The sequence below is a fragment of the Arthrobacter ramosus genome (assembly GCF_039535095.1).
GTDB lineage: Bacteria > Actinomycetota > Actinomycetes > Actinomycetales > Micrococcaceae > Arthrobacter > Arthrobacter ramosus.
The window spans coordinates 3,862,970-3,878,630 of the sequence record NZ_BAAAWN010000001.1 but is presented as its reverse complement, the minus strand read 5'-3'; the positions used below and the strand labels follow the sequence as shown (position 1 = coordinate 3,878,630).

13 protein-coding genes and 1 pseudogene are annotated in these 15,661 nt (G+C 64.0%); 9 read left to right on the top strand and 5 right to left on the bottom strand.

The genetic code is table 11. From position 1 onward, the window contains the following. Positions 1-2: 2 nt before the first annotated feature. Genes betA through ABD742_RS17850 form a run of 3 tightly spaced genes read right to left on the bottom strand, consistent with a single transcriptional unit; the run spans position 3 to position 4,709 of the window. Positions 3-1,745, bottom strand: a complete 1,743-nt coding sequence (gene betA, locus ABD742_RS17860; protein ID WP_234753211.1) for a choline dehydrogenase — start codon at positions 1,743-1,745, stop codon at positions 3-5. Between the two features lie 55 nt (positions 1,746-1,800). Then, positions 1,801-4,308, bottom strand: coding sequence for a GcvT family protein (locus ABD742_RS17855; protein ID WP_234753212.1), 2,508 nt, complete (start codon positions 4,306-4,308; stop codon positions 1,801-1,803). Positions 4,309-4,358: 50 nt separating this feature from the next. Further along, positions 4,359-4,709, bottom strand: a complete 351-nt coding sequence (locus ABD742_RS17850) for a bifunctional 3-phenylpropionate/cinnamic acid dioxygenase ferredoxin subunit (RefSeq protein ID WP_234753213.1) — start codon at positions 4,707-4,709, stop codon at positions 4,359-4,361. A gap of 233 nt (positions 4,710-4,942) precedes the next feature. Between ABD742_RS17850 and ABD742_RS17845 the strand changes: the two genes are divergently transcribed. The 4 genes from ABD742_RS17845 to ABD742_RS17830 are packed head-to-tail and all read left to right on the top strand — an operon-like array spanning position 4,943 to position 9,099. Further along, the gene (locus tag ABD742_RS17845) at positions 4,943-6,139 is read left to right on the top strand and encodes an NAD(P)/FAD-dependent oxidoreductase (protein ID WP_234753214.1); all 1,197 of its coding nucleotides are present in this window, start codon (positions 4,943-4,945) and stop codon (positions 6,137-6,139) included. 45 nt (positions 6,140-6,184) lie between these two features. Further along, entirely contained in the window at positions 6,185-7,321 is a 1,137-nt protein-coding gene (locus ABD742_RS17840; protein WP_234753215.1) for an aromatic ring-hydroxylating oxygenase subunit alpha, read from the top strand. A gap of 60 nt (positions 7,322-7,381) precedes the next feature. Continuing rightward, complete coding sequence (locus tag ABD742_RS17835) at positions 7,382-8,470, top strand: S-(hydroxymethyl)mycothiol dehydrogenase (protein ID WP_234753216.1); 1,089 nt, start codon at positions 7,382-7,384, stop codon at positions 8,468-8,470. After that, positions 8,467-9,099 (top strand): MBL fold metallo-hydrolase, encoded by a 633-nt coding sequence (locus ABD742_RS17830; protein ID WP_234753217.1) that lies wholly within the window; start codon positions 8,467-8,469, stop codon positions 9,097-9,099. The genes ABD742_RS17835 and ABD742_RS17830 overlap by 4 nt, the downstream gene beginning before the upstream one ends. Before the next feature lie 6 nt (positions 9,100-9,105). On the opposite strand, the gene ABD742_RS17825 is transcribed toward ABD742_RS17830, so the two are convergent. Beyond that, a complete protein-coding gene (locus ABD742_RS17825; RefSeq protein ID WP_234753218.1) occupies positions 9,106-9,930 on the bottom strand; it encodes an IclR family transcriptional regulator in 825 nt (274 codons plus the stop codon). Between the two features lie 103 nt (positions 9,931-10,033). Here ABD742_RS17825 and ABD742_RS17820 point away from each other — a divergent pair, with 103 nt between their 5' ends. Continuing rightward, positions 10,034-10,771 carry a VOC family protein gene (locus ABD742_RS17820; protein WP_234753219.1) on the top strand — a complete coding sequence of 246 codons (738 nt, stop codon included), beginning with the start codon at positions 10,034-10,036 and terminating at the stop codon, positions 10,769-10,771. Positions 10,772-11,316: 545 nt separating this feature from the next. Beyond that, a complete protein-coding gene (locus ABD742_RS17815) occupies positions 11,317-11,559 on the top strand; it encodes a hypothetical protein (RefSeq protein ID WP_234753220.1) in 243 nt (80 codons plus the stop codon). Positions 11,560-11,936: 377 nt separating this feature from the next. Here ABD742_RS17815 and ABD742_RS17810 read toward each other — a convergent pair whose 3' ends face one another. After that, positions 11,937-12,608: a GntR family transcriptional regulator gene (locus ABD742_RS17810; protein ID WP_234753221.1), complete on the bottom strand. Its 672-nt coding sequence runs from the start codon at positions 12,606-12,608 to the stop codon at positions 11,937-11,939. 154 nt (positions 12,609-12,762) lie between these two features. On the opposite strand from ABD742_RS17810, the gene glyA reads away from it, so the two are divergent. The 3 genes and pseudogenes from glyA to ABD742_RS17795 all read left to right on the top strand — a co-directional run. Next, entirely contained in the window at positions 12,763-14,133 is a 1,371-nt protein-coding gene (gene glyA, locus ABD742_RS17805) for a serine hydroxymethyltransferase (protein ID WP_234753281.1), read from the top strand. Beyond that, entirely contained in the window at positions 14,130-15,350 is a 1,221-nt protein-coding gene (locus tag ABD742_RS17800; protein WP_234753222.1) for a sarcosine oxidase subunit beta family protein, read from the top strand. The genes glyA and ABD742_RS17800 overlap by 4 nt, the downstream gene beginning before the upstream one ends. Before the next feature lie 24 nt (positions 15,351-15,374). After that, positions 15,375-15,656, top strand: a pseudogene (locus ABD742_RS17795) (sarcosine oxidase subunit delta); the annotation flags it as partial. Between the last annotated feature and the right edge of the window lie 5 nt (positions 15,657-15,661).

The window sequence follows — 15,661 nt, the reverse complement described above, 5'->3', positions numbered from 1 at the left end:
CCTTAGTTCCTTGCCGAAGTTGCCTCGGGCTGGCTTTCCAGGCTGACCGGAACCGGCCCCTCTGCACCCGGAACCGTACCGTGCCGGTAGAACTCGGCGGCGATCGGAGCGAGGGGTTCGCGGCCCTGAATCAAGTCCGCAGCTTTCTCGGCCAGCATCATGACCGGCGCGTAGATGTTGCCGTTGGTCACGTAGGGCATTGCCGAAGCGTCAGCCACCCGCAGGCCCGAGGTGCCATGCACCCTCATGCTGAGCGGGTCCACTACGGCCATGGGATCGGTGGCCGGGCCCATCTTGGCTGTGCAGGAAGGGTGCAGGGCGGTTTCGGCGTCGCGGGCCACCCAGTCGAGGATTTCCTCGTCTGTCTGGACGGCTGGGCCGGGGGAGAGCTCGCCGCCATTGAAAGGCGCCATGGCAGACTGCTCCAGGATGTTCCGGGAAATCCGGATGGCTTCGACCCACTCGCGCCGGTCCTGCTCTGTGGAAAGGTAGTTGAATTTCATGGACGGGTGGGCGGTGGGGTCCGTGGAGGTGATCTTCAGGCTGCCACGGGCGTCGGAATACATGGGCCCGATGTGCACTTGGTAGCCATGCTTGGCGTCGGCCTTCTGGCCGTCGTAGCGGACGGCCACCGGCAGGAAGTGGAACATCAGGTTGGGGTAGGCCACGTCCTCGTTGGAGCGCACAAAACCGCCGCCTTCGAAATGGTTGGTGGCCGCAGGCCCCTTGCGCCCGAACAGCCACTGCAGGCCGATCCACGGATAGCGCCACAGGCTCAGGCTTGGCTGCATGGACACCGGCTGGGTGCAGGCGTGCTGGATGTAGACCTCCAGATGATCCTGCAGGTTTTCGCCGACACCGGGAAGGTCAACCACGGGTTTGATGCCCAGGGACTTGAGGTGCGTGGAGTCCCCGACGCCGGACAACTGCAGGAGCTGCGGCGTGTTGATGGCTCCTCCGCACAGGACGACTTCCTGGGCGTCCACGCTGTGCTGCTTGCCGTTGCGGCGGTAGCTGACGCCCGTGGCCCTGACATCGGAAGTTCCAATGTCGTCGAAGTTGATTTTCGATACGAGCGCCCGGGTCCGCACGGTGAGGTTGGGCCGGTCGAGGTGCGGCCGCAGGTAGGCACGGGAGGCGGAGAGCCGCTGCCCCTTGTGCACATTGCGGTCGAAGGGGCCGAAGCCCTCCTGCCTGTACCCGTTGACATCGTTGGTCCGTGCGAATCCGGCTTGTTGGGCGGCGCGGAAGAATGCTTGGAAGAGGGGATTGCGCGCCGGGCCGCGTTCCAGGACCAGCGGTCCGTTGTGTCCACGTAGCTCGTCGTCGGGATCCGCGGCGAGGGCGGTCTCCATGCGGTTGAAGTACGGGAGGCAGTGGGCGAAGTCCCAGGTCTCCATCCCGGCGTCGGCTCCCCAGCGTTCGTAGTCCAAGGGATTGCCGCGCTGGAAGATCATCCCGTTAATGGAGCTGGAGCCTCCCAAAACCTTGCCGCGGGTGTGGGCGATCCGCCGTCCGTGCATGTGCGGCTCGGGGTCGGATTGGTAGCGCCAGTCGTAGAACCTGTTCCCGCTGGGGAACGTGAGCGCTGCTGGCATCTGGATGAACAGGTCCCAGGGGTAGTCGCTCCGGCCAGCCTCCAGGACCAGGACGGTCTTGGTCCGGTCTGCGCTGAGCCTGTCTGCCAGCACCGATCCGGCGCTGCCCCCACCCACAATGACGTAGTCAAACTTTTCGTTGGCCATTAGTTGAACTCCTTTGAAGTGATCCCCATTGCTGTGTCCGGTAGCCAGGAGGGCGTCAGCCCCGCAGCTTTTCCATGTTTGGATCCACGAGGGGATCGGCGGAGATGGTGGCCGGGATCCGCTTGCCGAAGTATTCGATCTCGACGGCGTCACCCTCGCCCGCCTCGGCGGGCAGCCAAGCGTAGGCGATGGGCTTCCGGACGGTGTAGCCGTAGGCGGCGCTCGTGACGTAGCCGGAAGGCTCTCCGCGGAAATAGACAGGTTCCTTGCCCAACACCACGGATGTGCCGTCGTCGACCGTCAGGCAACGCAGGCGGTGGTTGACGGGCAGTTCGCGGCGGGCTTTGAGGGCCTCGGCGCCGATGTATCCTTCCTTGTCCTTCCCGACGGAGAAGCCAAGGCCGGCCTGGAAAGGCTCGTGCTCCGGGGTTACGTCGGTACCCCATAGCCGGTAGCCCTTCTCGAGGCGCAGGCTGTTGAACGCGCCGCGGCCGGCCGCGATGATGCCCTGCTCCTGGCCGGCCTCGAACAGCAGGTCCCAGAGCCTTTGGCCGTTTTCCGCCGTCGTGTACAGCTCCCAGCCCAACTCGCCTACGTAGGACAGCCGCATCGCGGTGACAGGGATCCCGCCGATCTGGACCTTCTTGGTGCGGAAGTACTTCAAACCGTCGTTGCTGAAATCGTCGTCGCTCACCTTGGCGATGACCTCGCGGGCCAGCGGCCCCCAAAGCCCCACGCAACACGTGGAACCGGTGATGTCGCGGACCTGGACCCACTGGCTGACGTCCCCGGCGGTCTGCTTGCGGGCTTCGGTGGTGAAGTAATCGAAATCGATGTTGCCGTTCGCGCCTACCTGGAACGTGGTTTCGTCGAGGCGGGCCACTGTGATGTCGCTGCGGATGCCGCCGTCGTCGTTGAGGAGCAGGCAGTACGTCACCGCACCCGGCTTCTTGTCGACTTTTCCGGCGCTGAGGCGCTGCAAGAGGGTTACGGCGCCCGGGCCGGAAACTTCCAGCCGCTTGAGCGGCGTCATGTCATAGAGCGCGACGGCGGTGCGCGTCTTCCACGCTTCGGCGGCGGAAATGGGGGAGTGGAACATGGCGGCCCAGGACCCGCGCTCCGGAGCTTTCCATTCTTCCGGGAGCTCTTCGAGCAAACCGCGGTTGGCCTCGAACCAGTGGGGGCGCTCCCAGCCGTGGGCTTCGAGGAAAAACGCCCCGAGTTCCTTCTGCCGGGCATTGAACGGGCTCACGCGCAGCTCGCGGGGGGAGACCCTCGGCTGCAGGGGGTGCAGGACGTCGTAGATCTCCACGAAGTTCTGTTGCGACGTTTCGCTGACGTAGCTCTCCGCGGTCTGGATTTCTTCGAAGCGGGAGACCTCGCATTCGTGGAGCGGAATCCGGGACTGGCCCTCGATGAGGCGCTCTGCCAGGGCGCGGGCCACGCCGGCGGAGTGCGTCACCCAGACGGCCTCGGCCACGAAGAATCCGTCAACGTCCTTGGACTCGCCGACGAGGGGACCGCCGTCGGGGGTGAACGAGAAGATCCCGTTGAAGCCATCGGCAATCCGGCCGCCGGCGAGTGCCGGAAGGAGTTCCTTGGAGTCTTCCCAGCACGGCAGGAAGTCTTCTTCGGTGAACGGCAGTCGGGACGGCATCCGGTGCTCGGACATGTCAGAGGCGGCAACCTCGGGCAGCTCCCGGAGGTCCACGGGCATGGGCTTGTGGGCGTAGGAGCCGATGCCCATCCGGTCCCCGTGCTCGCGGTAGTAGAGGTCTTTGTCCTGGTGGCGGAGGATCGGCATCCAGGCGCCGTTGCCGGGGTCAAGCAGCCGCGAGGCATCGTTCCGGCCCACGAGCCCGGGCACGGAGGTGGTCTTGACGTACTGGTGGGCCAAGGGGAGGAGCGGCACGGACATGCCCACCATGGCGCCGATCCTGGGTCCCCAGAACCCGGCGCAGGAGACCACGATGTCTGCCGGGATCACGCCGTCGGGCGTTTCGACGCCGGTGACCTTGCCTCCGGGCTGTTCAATGCCGGTGACGGGAGTGGAACCGCGGAACGTGACCCCTGCTGCGCTCGCCTTGGCGATGAGCAGGCCGACGGCGCGGGCCGCGGAAGCCAGGCCGTCGGAGGGGACGTAGAGACCGCCGAGTACCTTTTCCTGGTTGAGTAGGGGGTAGTGCTTGGCGCACTCGTCCGGATCGATGAGCCGGCCTTCGACACCCCACGACGCCGCGTAGCCCAGCTTGCGCTTGAGGTCCTCCAGGCGCTCCGGCGTGGTTGCCACTTCGAGGCCGCCTACCTGGTTGAAGCAGGACACTCCGGATTCGTTGAGCGAGAGCAGTTTGTCCACGGTGTAGGACGCGAATTGGGTCATGGCCTTGGAGGCGTTGGTCTGGAACACGAGGCCGGGGGCGTGCGAAGTCGAGCCGCCCGTCAACGTCAACGGTCCCTGCTCGACCACGGTGATGTTGGTCCAGCCGCGGGTGGACAGCTCATCGGCGAGATTGGCGCCGACGATGCCGGCTCCGATGATGACGACGCGGGGTGTTGTGGACATGCGGGTTGCTCCTGAAGTAAGTGGTGTGGAAGTTTGGGGCTCGCCGGACCCTAGACGTGGCCGTCGACGGTCAACCCGGGTGGAAGGTTGGGGGCGTCTTCGGATTCTTTGACCATGATCTGGCCATCCACTACCAGGACTTCGTGGACCCTGATGGGCAATTTGGCGGGAGGCGCGTCGGCGGCTCCCGTGCGGAGGTTGAACTTTGAAGCATGAAGGGGGCACTCTACCCAGCAGTCCTCTACCCAGCCGTCGGCGAGCGAGGCGTCTTGGTGGGTGCAGGTGTCGTCGAGGGCAAAGAGTTCGCCCTCTTCGGTGTGAAATACGGCAATGGGCGGAGACGTGTCGAGTCGAATCGCGTCCCCCGGAGCCAACGAGCTAAGCGGGCAAGCACTGTGCATCTCACGAACCTTCTTTCACCGGGCTGGTCGAAACCTGTGGGGCGGTTGTCTCATGATCAACGCTGATCACAATACGCAACAGAGTGATTGACCTCACAGGGACTTGTCAAGGGGTTTAATTTCCTGCGCAGATTCCTTGACACGCGATGTGAAGTCGGTCACGCTGTTTCGCATAATGAAGTTGGTTGCGTATTGCGCAATAACTTTTCGAACGGCTCGGCGAGGAGGAAGCCATGGAGACATTGGCGATCGTGGGTGCATCATTGGCGGGTCTTTCCGCCGCCCGCGCTGCCCGGGCGCAGGGTTTTTCTGGCCGGTTGCTCATCATTGGCGATGAGCAGCAGCGGCCCTATGACCGCCCGCCCCTGTCCAAGGAGTTCCTGGCGGGAAAAATCGGTATCAAGCACCTCATGTTGGAAGCCGAGGAGGCGGGTGCAGATGACCCGCTCCAGGCCGAATGGCTGCTGGGCTCGCCGGCACGAAGCTTTGACGCCGCCACCAGGACCATCACGCTAGGCGACGGGCGCACTGTGGTGGCTGACGGCGTCGTGATTGCCACAGGAGCCTCGGCCCGCACACTGCCTGAACTTGCGGGCCTAGCCAATGTGTTCACGCTGCGGACTCTCCAGGATGCCCAGGATCTGGCCCCGGAGCTCGTTGCCGGCAGCCGCCTGTTGGTTGTGGGCGCGGGCTTTATCGGCGCGGAGGTCGCATCAACAGCCAAGGGTTTGGGAATGGACGTAACCGTCATCTGCAAGAGTGGAGTGCCGCTTAGCGCTCCGCTCGGTCCGGAGATGGCTGCCGTCATGGCCACGCTCCATGGGATCAATGGAGTGGAGCTGATTTGTGACACGGGAATCGACTTGTATTACAGCTACGAAGGAAATGTGACCGGTGTCCGGCTCAGCGACGGCCATTACCGTTCCGCCGACGTCGTACTCCTCGGAATCGGTGCGGTCCCCAATGTCGGGTGGCTGGCCGGTTCGGGCCTGGCGATCGACGACGGCGTTACGTGCGATTCGATGGGCCGGACCAACGTTCCCGGCGTGGTTGCGGTGGGAGACTGTGCGGCCTGGTTCGACGAACGCAGCGGGCGGCACCACCGCGTGGAGCATTGGAGCGGCGCGCAGGAACGTGCCGCCCTTGCCGTGACCGGGCTCTTGGATCACTCAGCCGCGCCTCTTCCCCTCAACCTGCCGTACTTCTGGTCTGACCAGTACGGAGTGACGCTCCAGTTCGCCGGCCATGCGCGGGACGCAGAGCGCGTCGAGATCGAGGCGGGGCAGCTCGAGAACCACAGCTTCCTGGCCGTGTATTACCGGGGCGAGGAACCGGTGGGCGTTCTGGGTGTGAATCAGCCGCGCCTGTTCACCCGTTGGCGCCGACAACTCAACGCCCGCAACGCCCCGCCCGTCCTGGCAACCCCTTAGACACCCTCAAGCCCCACCCGCTTTCATCACTGAATAGGAGTCAGCATGACCACTGAAGTTGTTTCCCCCAGCCTGATCCCCACTCTCCCCGGCCACACGTACGTCAGCGAAGACATCTTCCGCGCCGAGCAAGAACATATCTTCGAAGAAATGTGGTTCTGCGCAGTGCGGACCGCGGACCTGGAAAAGGCCGGCTCGTTCAAAACGGTGCAGATCGGCCGCGAGAGCGTGCTCATCAACCGCACCCGCAAGGGGGAAGTCCGCGCGTTCTACAACATCTGCCGGCACCGCGGCGTGAAGCTGTGCATGGAGGAGTCCGGCGAAGCCAACCGCTCGTTCCAGTGCCCGTACCACGCCTGGACCTACGATCTTGAGGGAAAGCTCATCGCGGCCCCCAACCTCACCAAGATGCCGGATATCGACCGCAACGAATACGGGCTGGTCAAGGTCCACGTCCGCGAATACATGGGCTACGTCTGGGTCTGCCTCGCGGATGAGCCACCGTCGTTCGAGGAAGACGTCATGGGGGCGATCGAGGAGCGCCTCGGGGACCTGCGGGCTGTTGACGACTATGACATCGCGAACCTGAGCCTTGGCCGGCGCATCAAGTACGACGTCAAGGCCAACTGGAAGCTCATCATCGAAAACTTCATGGAGTGCTACCACTGCGCTACGATCCATCCCGAACTCACCGAAGTCCTGCCCGAGTTCGCCGACGGCCTGGCAGCGCAGTATTTTGTGGGCCACGGCGCCGAGTTCGGCGACGACATCAAGGGCTTCACGATTGACGGTTCCGAGGGCCTGGACCGAATTCCCGGAGTCGGCGATGACCAGGACCGCCGCTACTACGCAGTGACCATCAAGCCGAATGTCTTCGTCAACCTGGTTCCTGACCACGTCATCATCCACCGCATGTTCCCGTTGGCAGCGGACCACACGATCGTTGAATGCGACTGGCTGTACCTCCCCAGCGTGGTGGAATCCGGCAAGGACGTGAGCGCTTCGGTGGAGCTCTTCCACCGGGTCAACGAGCAGGACTTCGACGCTTGCGAACGCTGCCAGCCAGCCATGGGCTCCAAGATCTACGCCAAGGGCGGCGTCCTGGTGCCGAGCGAGCACCACATTGAGGCGTTCCACAGCTGGGTCACCAGCAAAATCGCCGACGTACCCGCCGACAGCTAGCCCGAGGACTGTCTGTCTTGTAACGAGCTACCGCGAACCTAGGAAAAGGAAACGCAGCCAATGGTTTACAAAGTAAGGGCGGTCATCGCCAAGGAAAAGAACGCTCCGGTCTCGGTGGAGACCATCCTGGTGCCGGACCCCGGTCCGGGCGAGGCACTGGTGGACATCCTCACCTGCGGCGTCTGCCACACCGACCTGCACTACAAGCAGGGCGGCATTACCGATGATTTCCCCATCCTGCTCGGCCACGAGGCCACAGGCGTGGTCAGCGCGGTCGGCCCCGACGTCACCGAAGTGGCGCCAGGGGACCGGGTCATCCTGAACTGGCGGGCCGTGTGCGGGGAATGCCGGGCGTGCGCCAAAGGCCAGCCGCAGTACTGCTTCAACACGCACAATGCCACCCAGAAGATGACCCTGGAGGACGGCACGGAGCTTACACCGGCCCTGGGGATCGGCGCCTTCGCAGAGAAGACCCTCGTTGCTGCCGGGCAGTGCACCAAAGTGGACGACGACGTCGATCCGGCCGCCGTCGGGCTGCTCGGCTGCGGTGTGATGGCAGGGATCGGTGCCGCCATCAACACCGGTGAGGTCAAGCGGGGCGAGTCCGTGGCCGTGATCGGCTGCGGCGGCGTCGGCATCGCCGCCATCGCCGGGGCAAAGCTCGCCGGCGCCACCACGATCATCGCCGTGGACATCGACGCCAACAAAATCGAGATGGCCAGGTCCCTGGGAGCCACGCACGGTGTCAACTCCAGCCAGGAAGACCCCGTGGAGGCCATCCGGGCGCTGACCGGCGGCAACGGCGCCGACGTGGTGATCGACGCCGTCGGACGTCCCGAAACGTACAAGCAGGCCTTCTACGCGCGCGACCTCGCCGGCCGCGTGGTGCTGGTCGGCGTCCCGACGCCGGACATGAAGCTCGAACTGCCCCTGCTGGACGTCTTCGGCCGCGGCGGTTCGCTGAAGTCCTCCTGGTACGGGGACTGCCTGCCTTCCCGCGACTTCCCGATGCTGGTGGCGCACTACAAGCAAGGCAACCTTGACCTGGACGCGTTCGTGTCCGAACGGATCACCATCGACCAGGTGGAAGAAGCGTTCGCCAAGATGCACGAAGGCAAAGTGCTCCGTTCGGTAGTGGAAATCGCATGAGCGTCACCATCGAAAACCTCGTCACCTCGGGCACGTTTTCGCTCGACGGCGGCACGTGGGACGTGGACAACAACGTCTGGATTGTCGGCAACGACGACGAATGCGTGATCATCGATTCGCCGCACGACGCGGAGGCGATCATCAACCAGGTCCGTGGCCGGAAGGTGCGCGCCATCCTGCTCACCCATGCGCACAACGACCACATCGGAGCAGCGCTCGACGTGGCGAAGGCCGTGAACGCGCCGATCCACCTGCACCCCGCAGACATGGTTCTCTGGGAGCAGGTGTATCCGGATGCCGCGCCGGACCGTTACCTTGCAGACGGCGACATCTTCGACGTGGCGGGCACGGCCCTGCGGGCCATCCACACGCCGGGCCACTCCCCGGGTTCCACGTGCTTCTACCTGGAAAGCGAAGGCACGGTGTTCACGGGAGACACCCTCTTCGACGGCGGCCCAGGAGCCACCGGCAGGTCCCACAGCGACCACCCGACCATCCTGGCCTCGATCCGGGAACGCCTTCTGACGCTTCCGGCGGAAACCGTGGTCCGGACCGGCCATGGCGGGGACACCACCATCAAAGCCGAGGACGAAAACCTCTCCCAGGCAGCGCGTGATCGCCAGGTTTGACGGACCCTAGGCGCCGCTGGCTGCGGTGTAACCCATCTTGACGCTGATTGAATACCCGGCCTGCTTGAGCGCATCGAGCAGGCCGGGTATTTTTTCCGGCTCGAATCGGAAGGCCGGGCCGGAAAGGCTAATTGCTCCGATTACCGTGCCGCTGTGGTTGCGGATCGGAACGGCGACGGCGTTGAGTCCGCGTTCGAGTTCTTCATACGTGGCCGCGTATCCGGCCTCCTCAATGACCGGCATTTGCTGCTCCAGCTCGTCGCGGTCGGTGATGGTGTGTGGCGTGTATTGCGCTTGGCCGGCTTCCCTGAGAACGCGGTCACGCGTCGCAGGCGGCAGGGCGGCAAGCATGACCTTGCCGCTGGACGTGGCGTGGAGCGGGGTGAGCCCACCGATCCAGTCCTGCGTGCCAAGCGTGTTGGGGCCAATGGCCTGGTCCACATTGACCGCGAAATTTGACCGCAGCACTGCCAGGTTGGCGGTCTCAGCGAACTTCTCCGCCAGGGCCTCGAGGTCTTCCCGGGCCTCCCTTACCAAGCTGAGTCGGGCCGGAATGGCACTGGCCAAGCGCAGGATGTTGAAACCGAGTTGGTATTTTCCGCGCTCGTGGTTCTGCTGCACCATGCCACGTGCGTCCAAGGCGCTTAGCAGGCGCGACGCCGTTGACTTGTGGACGCCCATTTCCTCCGCGATCTCACTCACGCCGGCATCGCCGTTGCGGGCGATGATTTCGAGCACGGTGATGGCCCGGTCTACGGACTGCACACCGGCGTGGTGCGCGCCGGCGGGATCGGTATCGGGGTCGTTGGCAAGGCTTGCGTCAGCGTCCATGTGGTTCATCGTCTCAAACGCCGTCAAATGCGCGGCCTCTCCGGGCTGCGTGTCCTGGATGCTGGCGTCTATCCGGTGTTGCCTGGTTATAGGATCGGTCGGTATGGCACTGCGACTCGTTCAAGTGAATTTCAAGGCCCGGGACGACTCGGCTCTCGGCCGGTTTTGGGCGGAGGCGCTCGGCTGGGGTGTTTCCAGCGAAGGACCCGGCGTGACCAATGTCGAACCCGTGGGCTTCGTCGGACCGGACCCTGCCGCCGTGTGTGTCGATGTCGTCACCGTCCCGGACCCCGAGACGGTGAGGTACCGCGCCCACCTGGACCTCGGCACCACCTCAGCGGCCCATCAAGCGGAGCTTGTGGCGCGCCTGTTGAAGCTCGGCGCGACGCCCGCCGACATCGGCCAGGGCGATGTGCCGTGGACGGTCCTGGCCGACCCGGAGGGCAACCTGTTCTGCGTGCTGGAGCCTCGGCCGATCTACCGGGACACCGGGCCGATCGCCGCGGTGGTGGTCAACTGTGCGGATCCGCGGGCCATGGCCCGGTTCTGGAGCGGGGCGATGGACTGGACCCTGCACGAGGTGACCGACGATTTTGCGAGGCTGCGTTCGGCCAAGGGCGTGGGGCCGTATCTGGAGTTCGTCCGCACACCCGCCGCGAATGCCGTTTCCGGCCGTGTCCATCTCGACCTGAGGCCGTATCGCGGCGATGATCAAGCGGCAGAGGTGGCCCGGCTGCGGACCTTGGGCGCCACGGACGCCGACGTCGGCCAAGGCGATGTGCCATGGGTGTGCCTTGCCGACACGGAGGGCAACGAATTCTGCGTCCTCACCCCCGGCTAACGCAGCGCTTCGGGGCTAACGGCTCGCCGAACCGGCAGGGGAGCTGGGACCGAAAGGCGGAGGCCTAAAATCATTGTCCGTTAGGTTCCCGGGTCCATGCGTCATCCAGCGAATGACTAGGAGGGCCACAATCAAAGCAAGTGCGGCGCCAACCAGTAAAACAGGAAATTGCCACTTCATTCTCCGCATCCGCAAACCCCTCGATCCAAAACAGCTGGTCAAGACGTGATCCGGTGCGACAGGGATACCGAACTGGCCAGCCTGCCCGCATTCCTTCGCCCACCTCGAACCTAATGGCCCATGTTGGAAGTTGTTTTTGGTTTGGCTTTGGCGAGGATTTCCTTGGGTGTCTTGATCACGCCCTCACGCTCAGGGTTCTATGTGCTTCCCCTCGCTACCACTCAAATATGGGCGATTCGCCACTCATTTTGATTCGGAAGACCACTCAGTGCAGTTTTCCCTTGTTAGCGTTTGCGATGAGGGCCCCGTCGCGCCTTAAAGAACTCGGTGTATCTGTCTCTTTCGATTACCGAAAAGGAACATCGATGAGGCCTTCGTGGCTGGGAGCGGCCATCTTGTTGATTTTGCCGCTCTATCCATTCACAGCTATCTCTGCTGTCCTGTCAGGATCTGCCCTCTTTCTTGCTGCCAGAGAAGCCCCCAGTCGGAACCGCACCCTCACGTTGGCCACGGCCGTTGTGCTGCTCGGAATGGTCATCCTCGTGACGCTCCTGAGCCTGCAGACAGGAACCATTGGCCCCCACAGTGGCGAGGTCTCGAAAGTGTAGCTCCCGCTGTTCAACGCTCTCCGGAGCGAACGACGGCGACACGCCCCGAAAAGGACGTGTCGCCGTCGTTGTTAATTCCTTTGGTGCGGCCCACCGTCGATCGCCAAAGCCGTTCCTTCTTCGGCGCCGTCGTGCCACACTTGGTGGACTATCGATTGACTGGGGGATCCGGGTCAGGAGATTGGTATGAGTGTTCTGATGCAACCCCGCACCTCGGGCCGCCGACTGGTGGTGATCGAGCCATGATCATCGGTTGGGCTTACTTCATGGCGGGAGTAATGACGGTTGATGCGCTCTTGCTGGGGCTGCTGCTGTTGAACGCAAAGTGGCCGAAGCACTGGAAGAGAAACGGCTAAGGGCAGCGGTATCCCACGAACCTAGAGCACCTTGCGGATCGTCTCTTCGAAACTCACCACGTGGTGCAGGGCGAGGGCTGCCGCGCGGTCCTCATCGCCGTCGGCGATTGCGGTGAGCAGCTCAGCGTGCTCGGCGACGTGGCCTGTCACGGAAGGCATCTTGTCGAGCATGTGGCACCAGATGCGGGTTGCCAGGTTGTCGTAGCGGATCAGTACGTCCTCGAGGTGCGGATTGGCCGCGGCCTTGTAGATGAGCCGGTGCACCTGGATGTCGTAGCGCATGAGTTCCTGCTGGCCGGCGTCGTGTGCTTCCAGGCCGCTGATGGCTGCCGCGACCTCGCGGAGTTCTTCCCGCACCTTGGGGCTGGCCATGCGGGCAGCCCGCCGTGACGCCAAGGGCTCAAGCAGCTCGCGGATTTCCGAGACGTCCGCCAATTGGGTGATGTCGACGCCGGTGGCGAACGTTCCGCGGCGGGGATATGACACGACGAGGTGGTCGCTTTCGAGCCGTTTGATGGCCTCGCGCACGGGAGTCCGTCCGATGCCGAGTTCCGTGGCAATCTGCCCGTCGTTGATAGGGTCTCCGGGTTTGATGTCCAGCATGATGAGCCGGTCGCGCAGGAGCAGGTAGGCGTTTTCCGCCAAGGACGTTCCCTGCGTGCCTGTGTCCGGTGCTTCCAGTGCAGTGCTCATGTGCCCTCTCCCGTTTGCCACAATTCCAAGTCTGGCTGATCAGTTGCTGCCGGGCTGTTGACGGTTGTGTGATCTCCAACATACTATGGCAACAGTTCTAATATATCAGTTGCTGATTAGTCAGTAAATATAAGTATCTCAAAAGGAGAACATGATGGTTGAACCGCTGATCCGCCCGCTCGCCGAGGCGGACCCGGAGGTTGAACAGGCGATCGCCCAGGAACTCATCCGCCAGCAGTCCACGCTGGAAATGATCGCCTCCGAAAACTTCGCCCCTGCAGCCGTCATGCAGGCCCAGGGCTCGGTCCTGACCAACAAGTACGCCGAAGGCTATCCGGGCAAGCGCTACTACGGCGGCTGCGAGCATGTGGACGTCATCGAGCAGCTGGCCATCGACCGCGTCAAAGCCCTTTTCGGCGCCGAAGCCGCAAATGTCCAGCCGCACTCCGGCGCACAGGCCAACGCCGCAGCCATGTTCGCGCTCCTCGAGCCGGGGGACACCATCATGGGCCTCGACCTCGCACACGGCGGGCACCTGACCCACGGCATGCGCATCAACTTCTCCGGCAAGCTGTACAACGTCATCCCGTACCACGTCAGCGAATCCGACCTCCGGGTGGACATGGCCGAGGTTGAAGCCCTGGCCCTGGAACACCGCCCGAAGCTGATCGTTGCCGGCTGGTCCGCGTACTCGCGCCATTTGGATTTCGCCGACTTCCGCCGCATCGCCGACCTCGTGGGTGCCTACCTCATGGTGGACATGGCCCACTTCGCCGGCCTCGTCGCAGCGGGACTGCACCCCAACCCGGTGCCGTATGCCGATGTCGTGACCACCACCACCCACAAGACCCTCGGCGGTCCGCGCGGCGGAGTGATCCTGTCGAAGGAAAAGTACGCACGCAAGATCAACAGCGCAGTCTTCCCCGGCCAGCAAGGCGGCCCGCTGGAGCACGTGATCGCGGCCAAGGCCGTCGCGTTCAAAATGGCGGCAGAGCCCGAATTCCAGGAACGCCAGGTGCGGGTGCTGGAAGGCGCCAAGCTCCTTGCCGAACGGCTCCTGAAGGAAGACGTGGCCGCAGCAGGAATCTCGGTGGTCAACGGAGGCACCGACGTGCACCTGGTCCTCGTTGACCTGCGCCACTCGGAACTCGACGGCCAGCAGGCCGAGGACACGTTGCACCGCATCGGCATCACTGTGAACCGCAACGCCGTCCCGTTCGACCCCCGGCCGCCGATGGTTTCCTCGGGACTCCGCATCGGCACCCCGGCACTCGCCGCCCGCGGCTTCGGCGCCAAGGAATTCGCGGAGGTCGCAGACATCATCGCGACGGCGCTGATCGCCGCAGCAAGCAGCGGCACGGACAACTGTGGCACCCCGGGCGACCACGCCGCCGTCGAACTCCGGGCGAGGGTTACCGCGCTCGCCGAACAATTCCCGCTTTACCCGCATCTTTCCCAGACCGGCAGCGGCAACGACGCCGCTGCCACCGAACTTGAGGCAGAAATGATTGGAGCAGCCCAGTGAGCGCAGACCAACTCCCGGAACACCCGGATTTCCTGTGGCGTAACCCGGAGCCCAAGGCCTCCTACGACGCCGTGATCGTGGGCGGTGGCGGCCACGGCCTGGCCACCGCGTACTTCCTGGCCAAGAACCACGGAATGACCAACATCGCCGTCCTGGAAAAGGGCTGGCTGGCCGGCGGCAACATGGCCCGGAACACCACCATCATTCGTTCCAACTACCTTTGGGACGAGAGCGCTGCCATCTACGAGCACGCCCTGAAGCTCTGGGAGATCCTGCCCGAGGAACTTGAGTACGATTTCCTCTTCAGCCAGCGCGGCGTCATGAACCTTGCCCACACCTTGGGCGACGTCCGCGAAAGCGTCCGCCGCGTGGGTGCGAACAAACTCAACGGGGTCGACGCCGAATGGCTGGACCCGCAGCAAGTCAAGGAACTCTGCCCCATCCTGAATATCAGCGACAACATCCGGTACCCGGTCATGGGCGCCACCTACCAGCCCCGGGCCGGCATCGCGAAGCACGATCACGTCGCCTGGGCCTTCGCCCGGAAGTGCGACGAACTCGGCGTGGACATCATCCAGAACTGCGAAGTGACGGGCTTCCTCAAGGACGGCAACCGCGTGGTGGGCGTCAAGACCAACCAAGGAACCATCCACACCGAAAAGGTTGGGCTCGCCGCCGCCGGCCACAGCTCGGTGCTCGCCGAAATGGCCGGCTTCCGCCTCCCGATCCAGTCCCACCCCCTCCAGGCGTTGGTGTCCGAACTCCATGAACCCGTGCACCCCACGGTGGTCATGTCCAACCACGTGCATGTCTATGTTTCCCAGGCCCACAAGGGCGAACTGGTCATGGGCGCCGGCGTCGACTCCTACAACGGCTACGGCCAGCGCGGCTCCTTCCATGTGATCGAGCACCAGATGGCTGCCGCGGTCGAACTCTTCCCGATCTTTGCCCGGGCCCACGTGCTCCGGACCTGGGGCGGAATTGTGGACACCACCATGGATGCCTCGCCGATCATCGGCACCACCCCGGTGGAGAACATGTTCGTCAACTGTGGCTGGGGAACGGGTGGCTTCAAGGGCACCCCGGCTGCCGGCCTGACCTTCGCCCACACCATCGCCACGGGTAGGCCGCACGAGCTCAACAAGCCTTTTGCGCTGGAACGCTTCGAGACCGGTGCCCTGATCGACGAACACGGCGCCGCCGCCGTCGCCCACTAGCTGCAGCCCTTTAGGAGACCAACCATGCTGCTCATCAGCTGCCCCAATTGCGGGCCACGAGACGAAACAGAATTCCACTACGGCGGCCAGGCCCACGTGGCCTATCCGGAAAACCCGGACGCGCTGACGGACCGCCAGTGGGCCGAGTACTTGTTCTACCGCGACAACACGAAAGGCGCCTTCGCCGAACGCTGGGTGCACAGCACCGGTTGCCGCCAATGGTTCAACATGCTCCGTGACACCGTCAGCTACGACATCCAGGCCGTCTACAAGATGGGCGAACCGCGCCCCGATGTGAACACCTCAGCAGC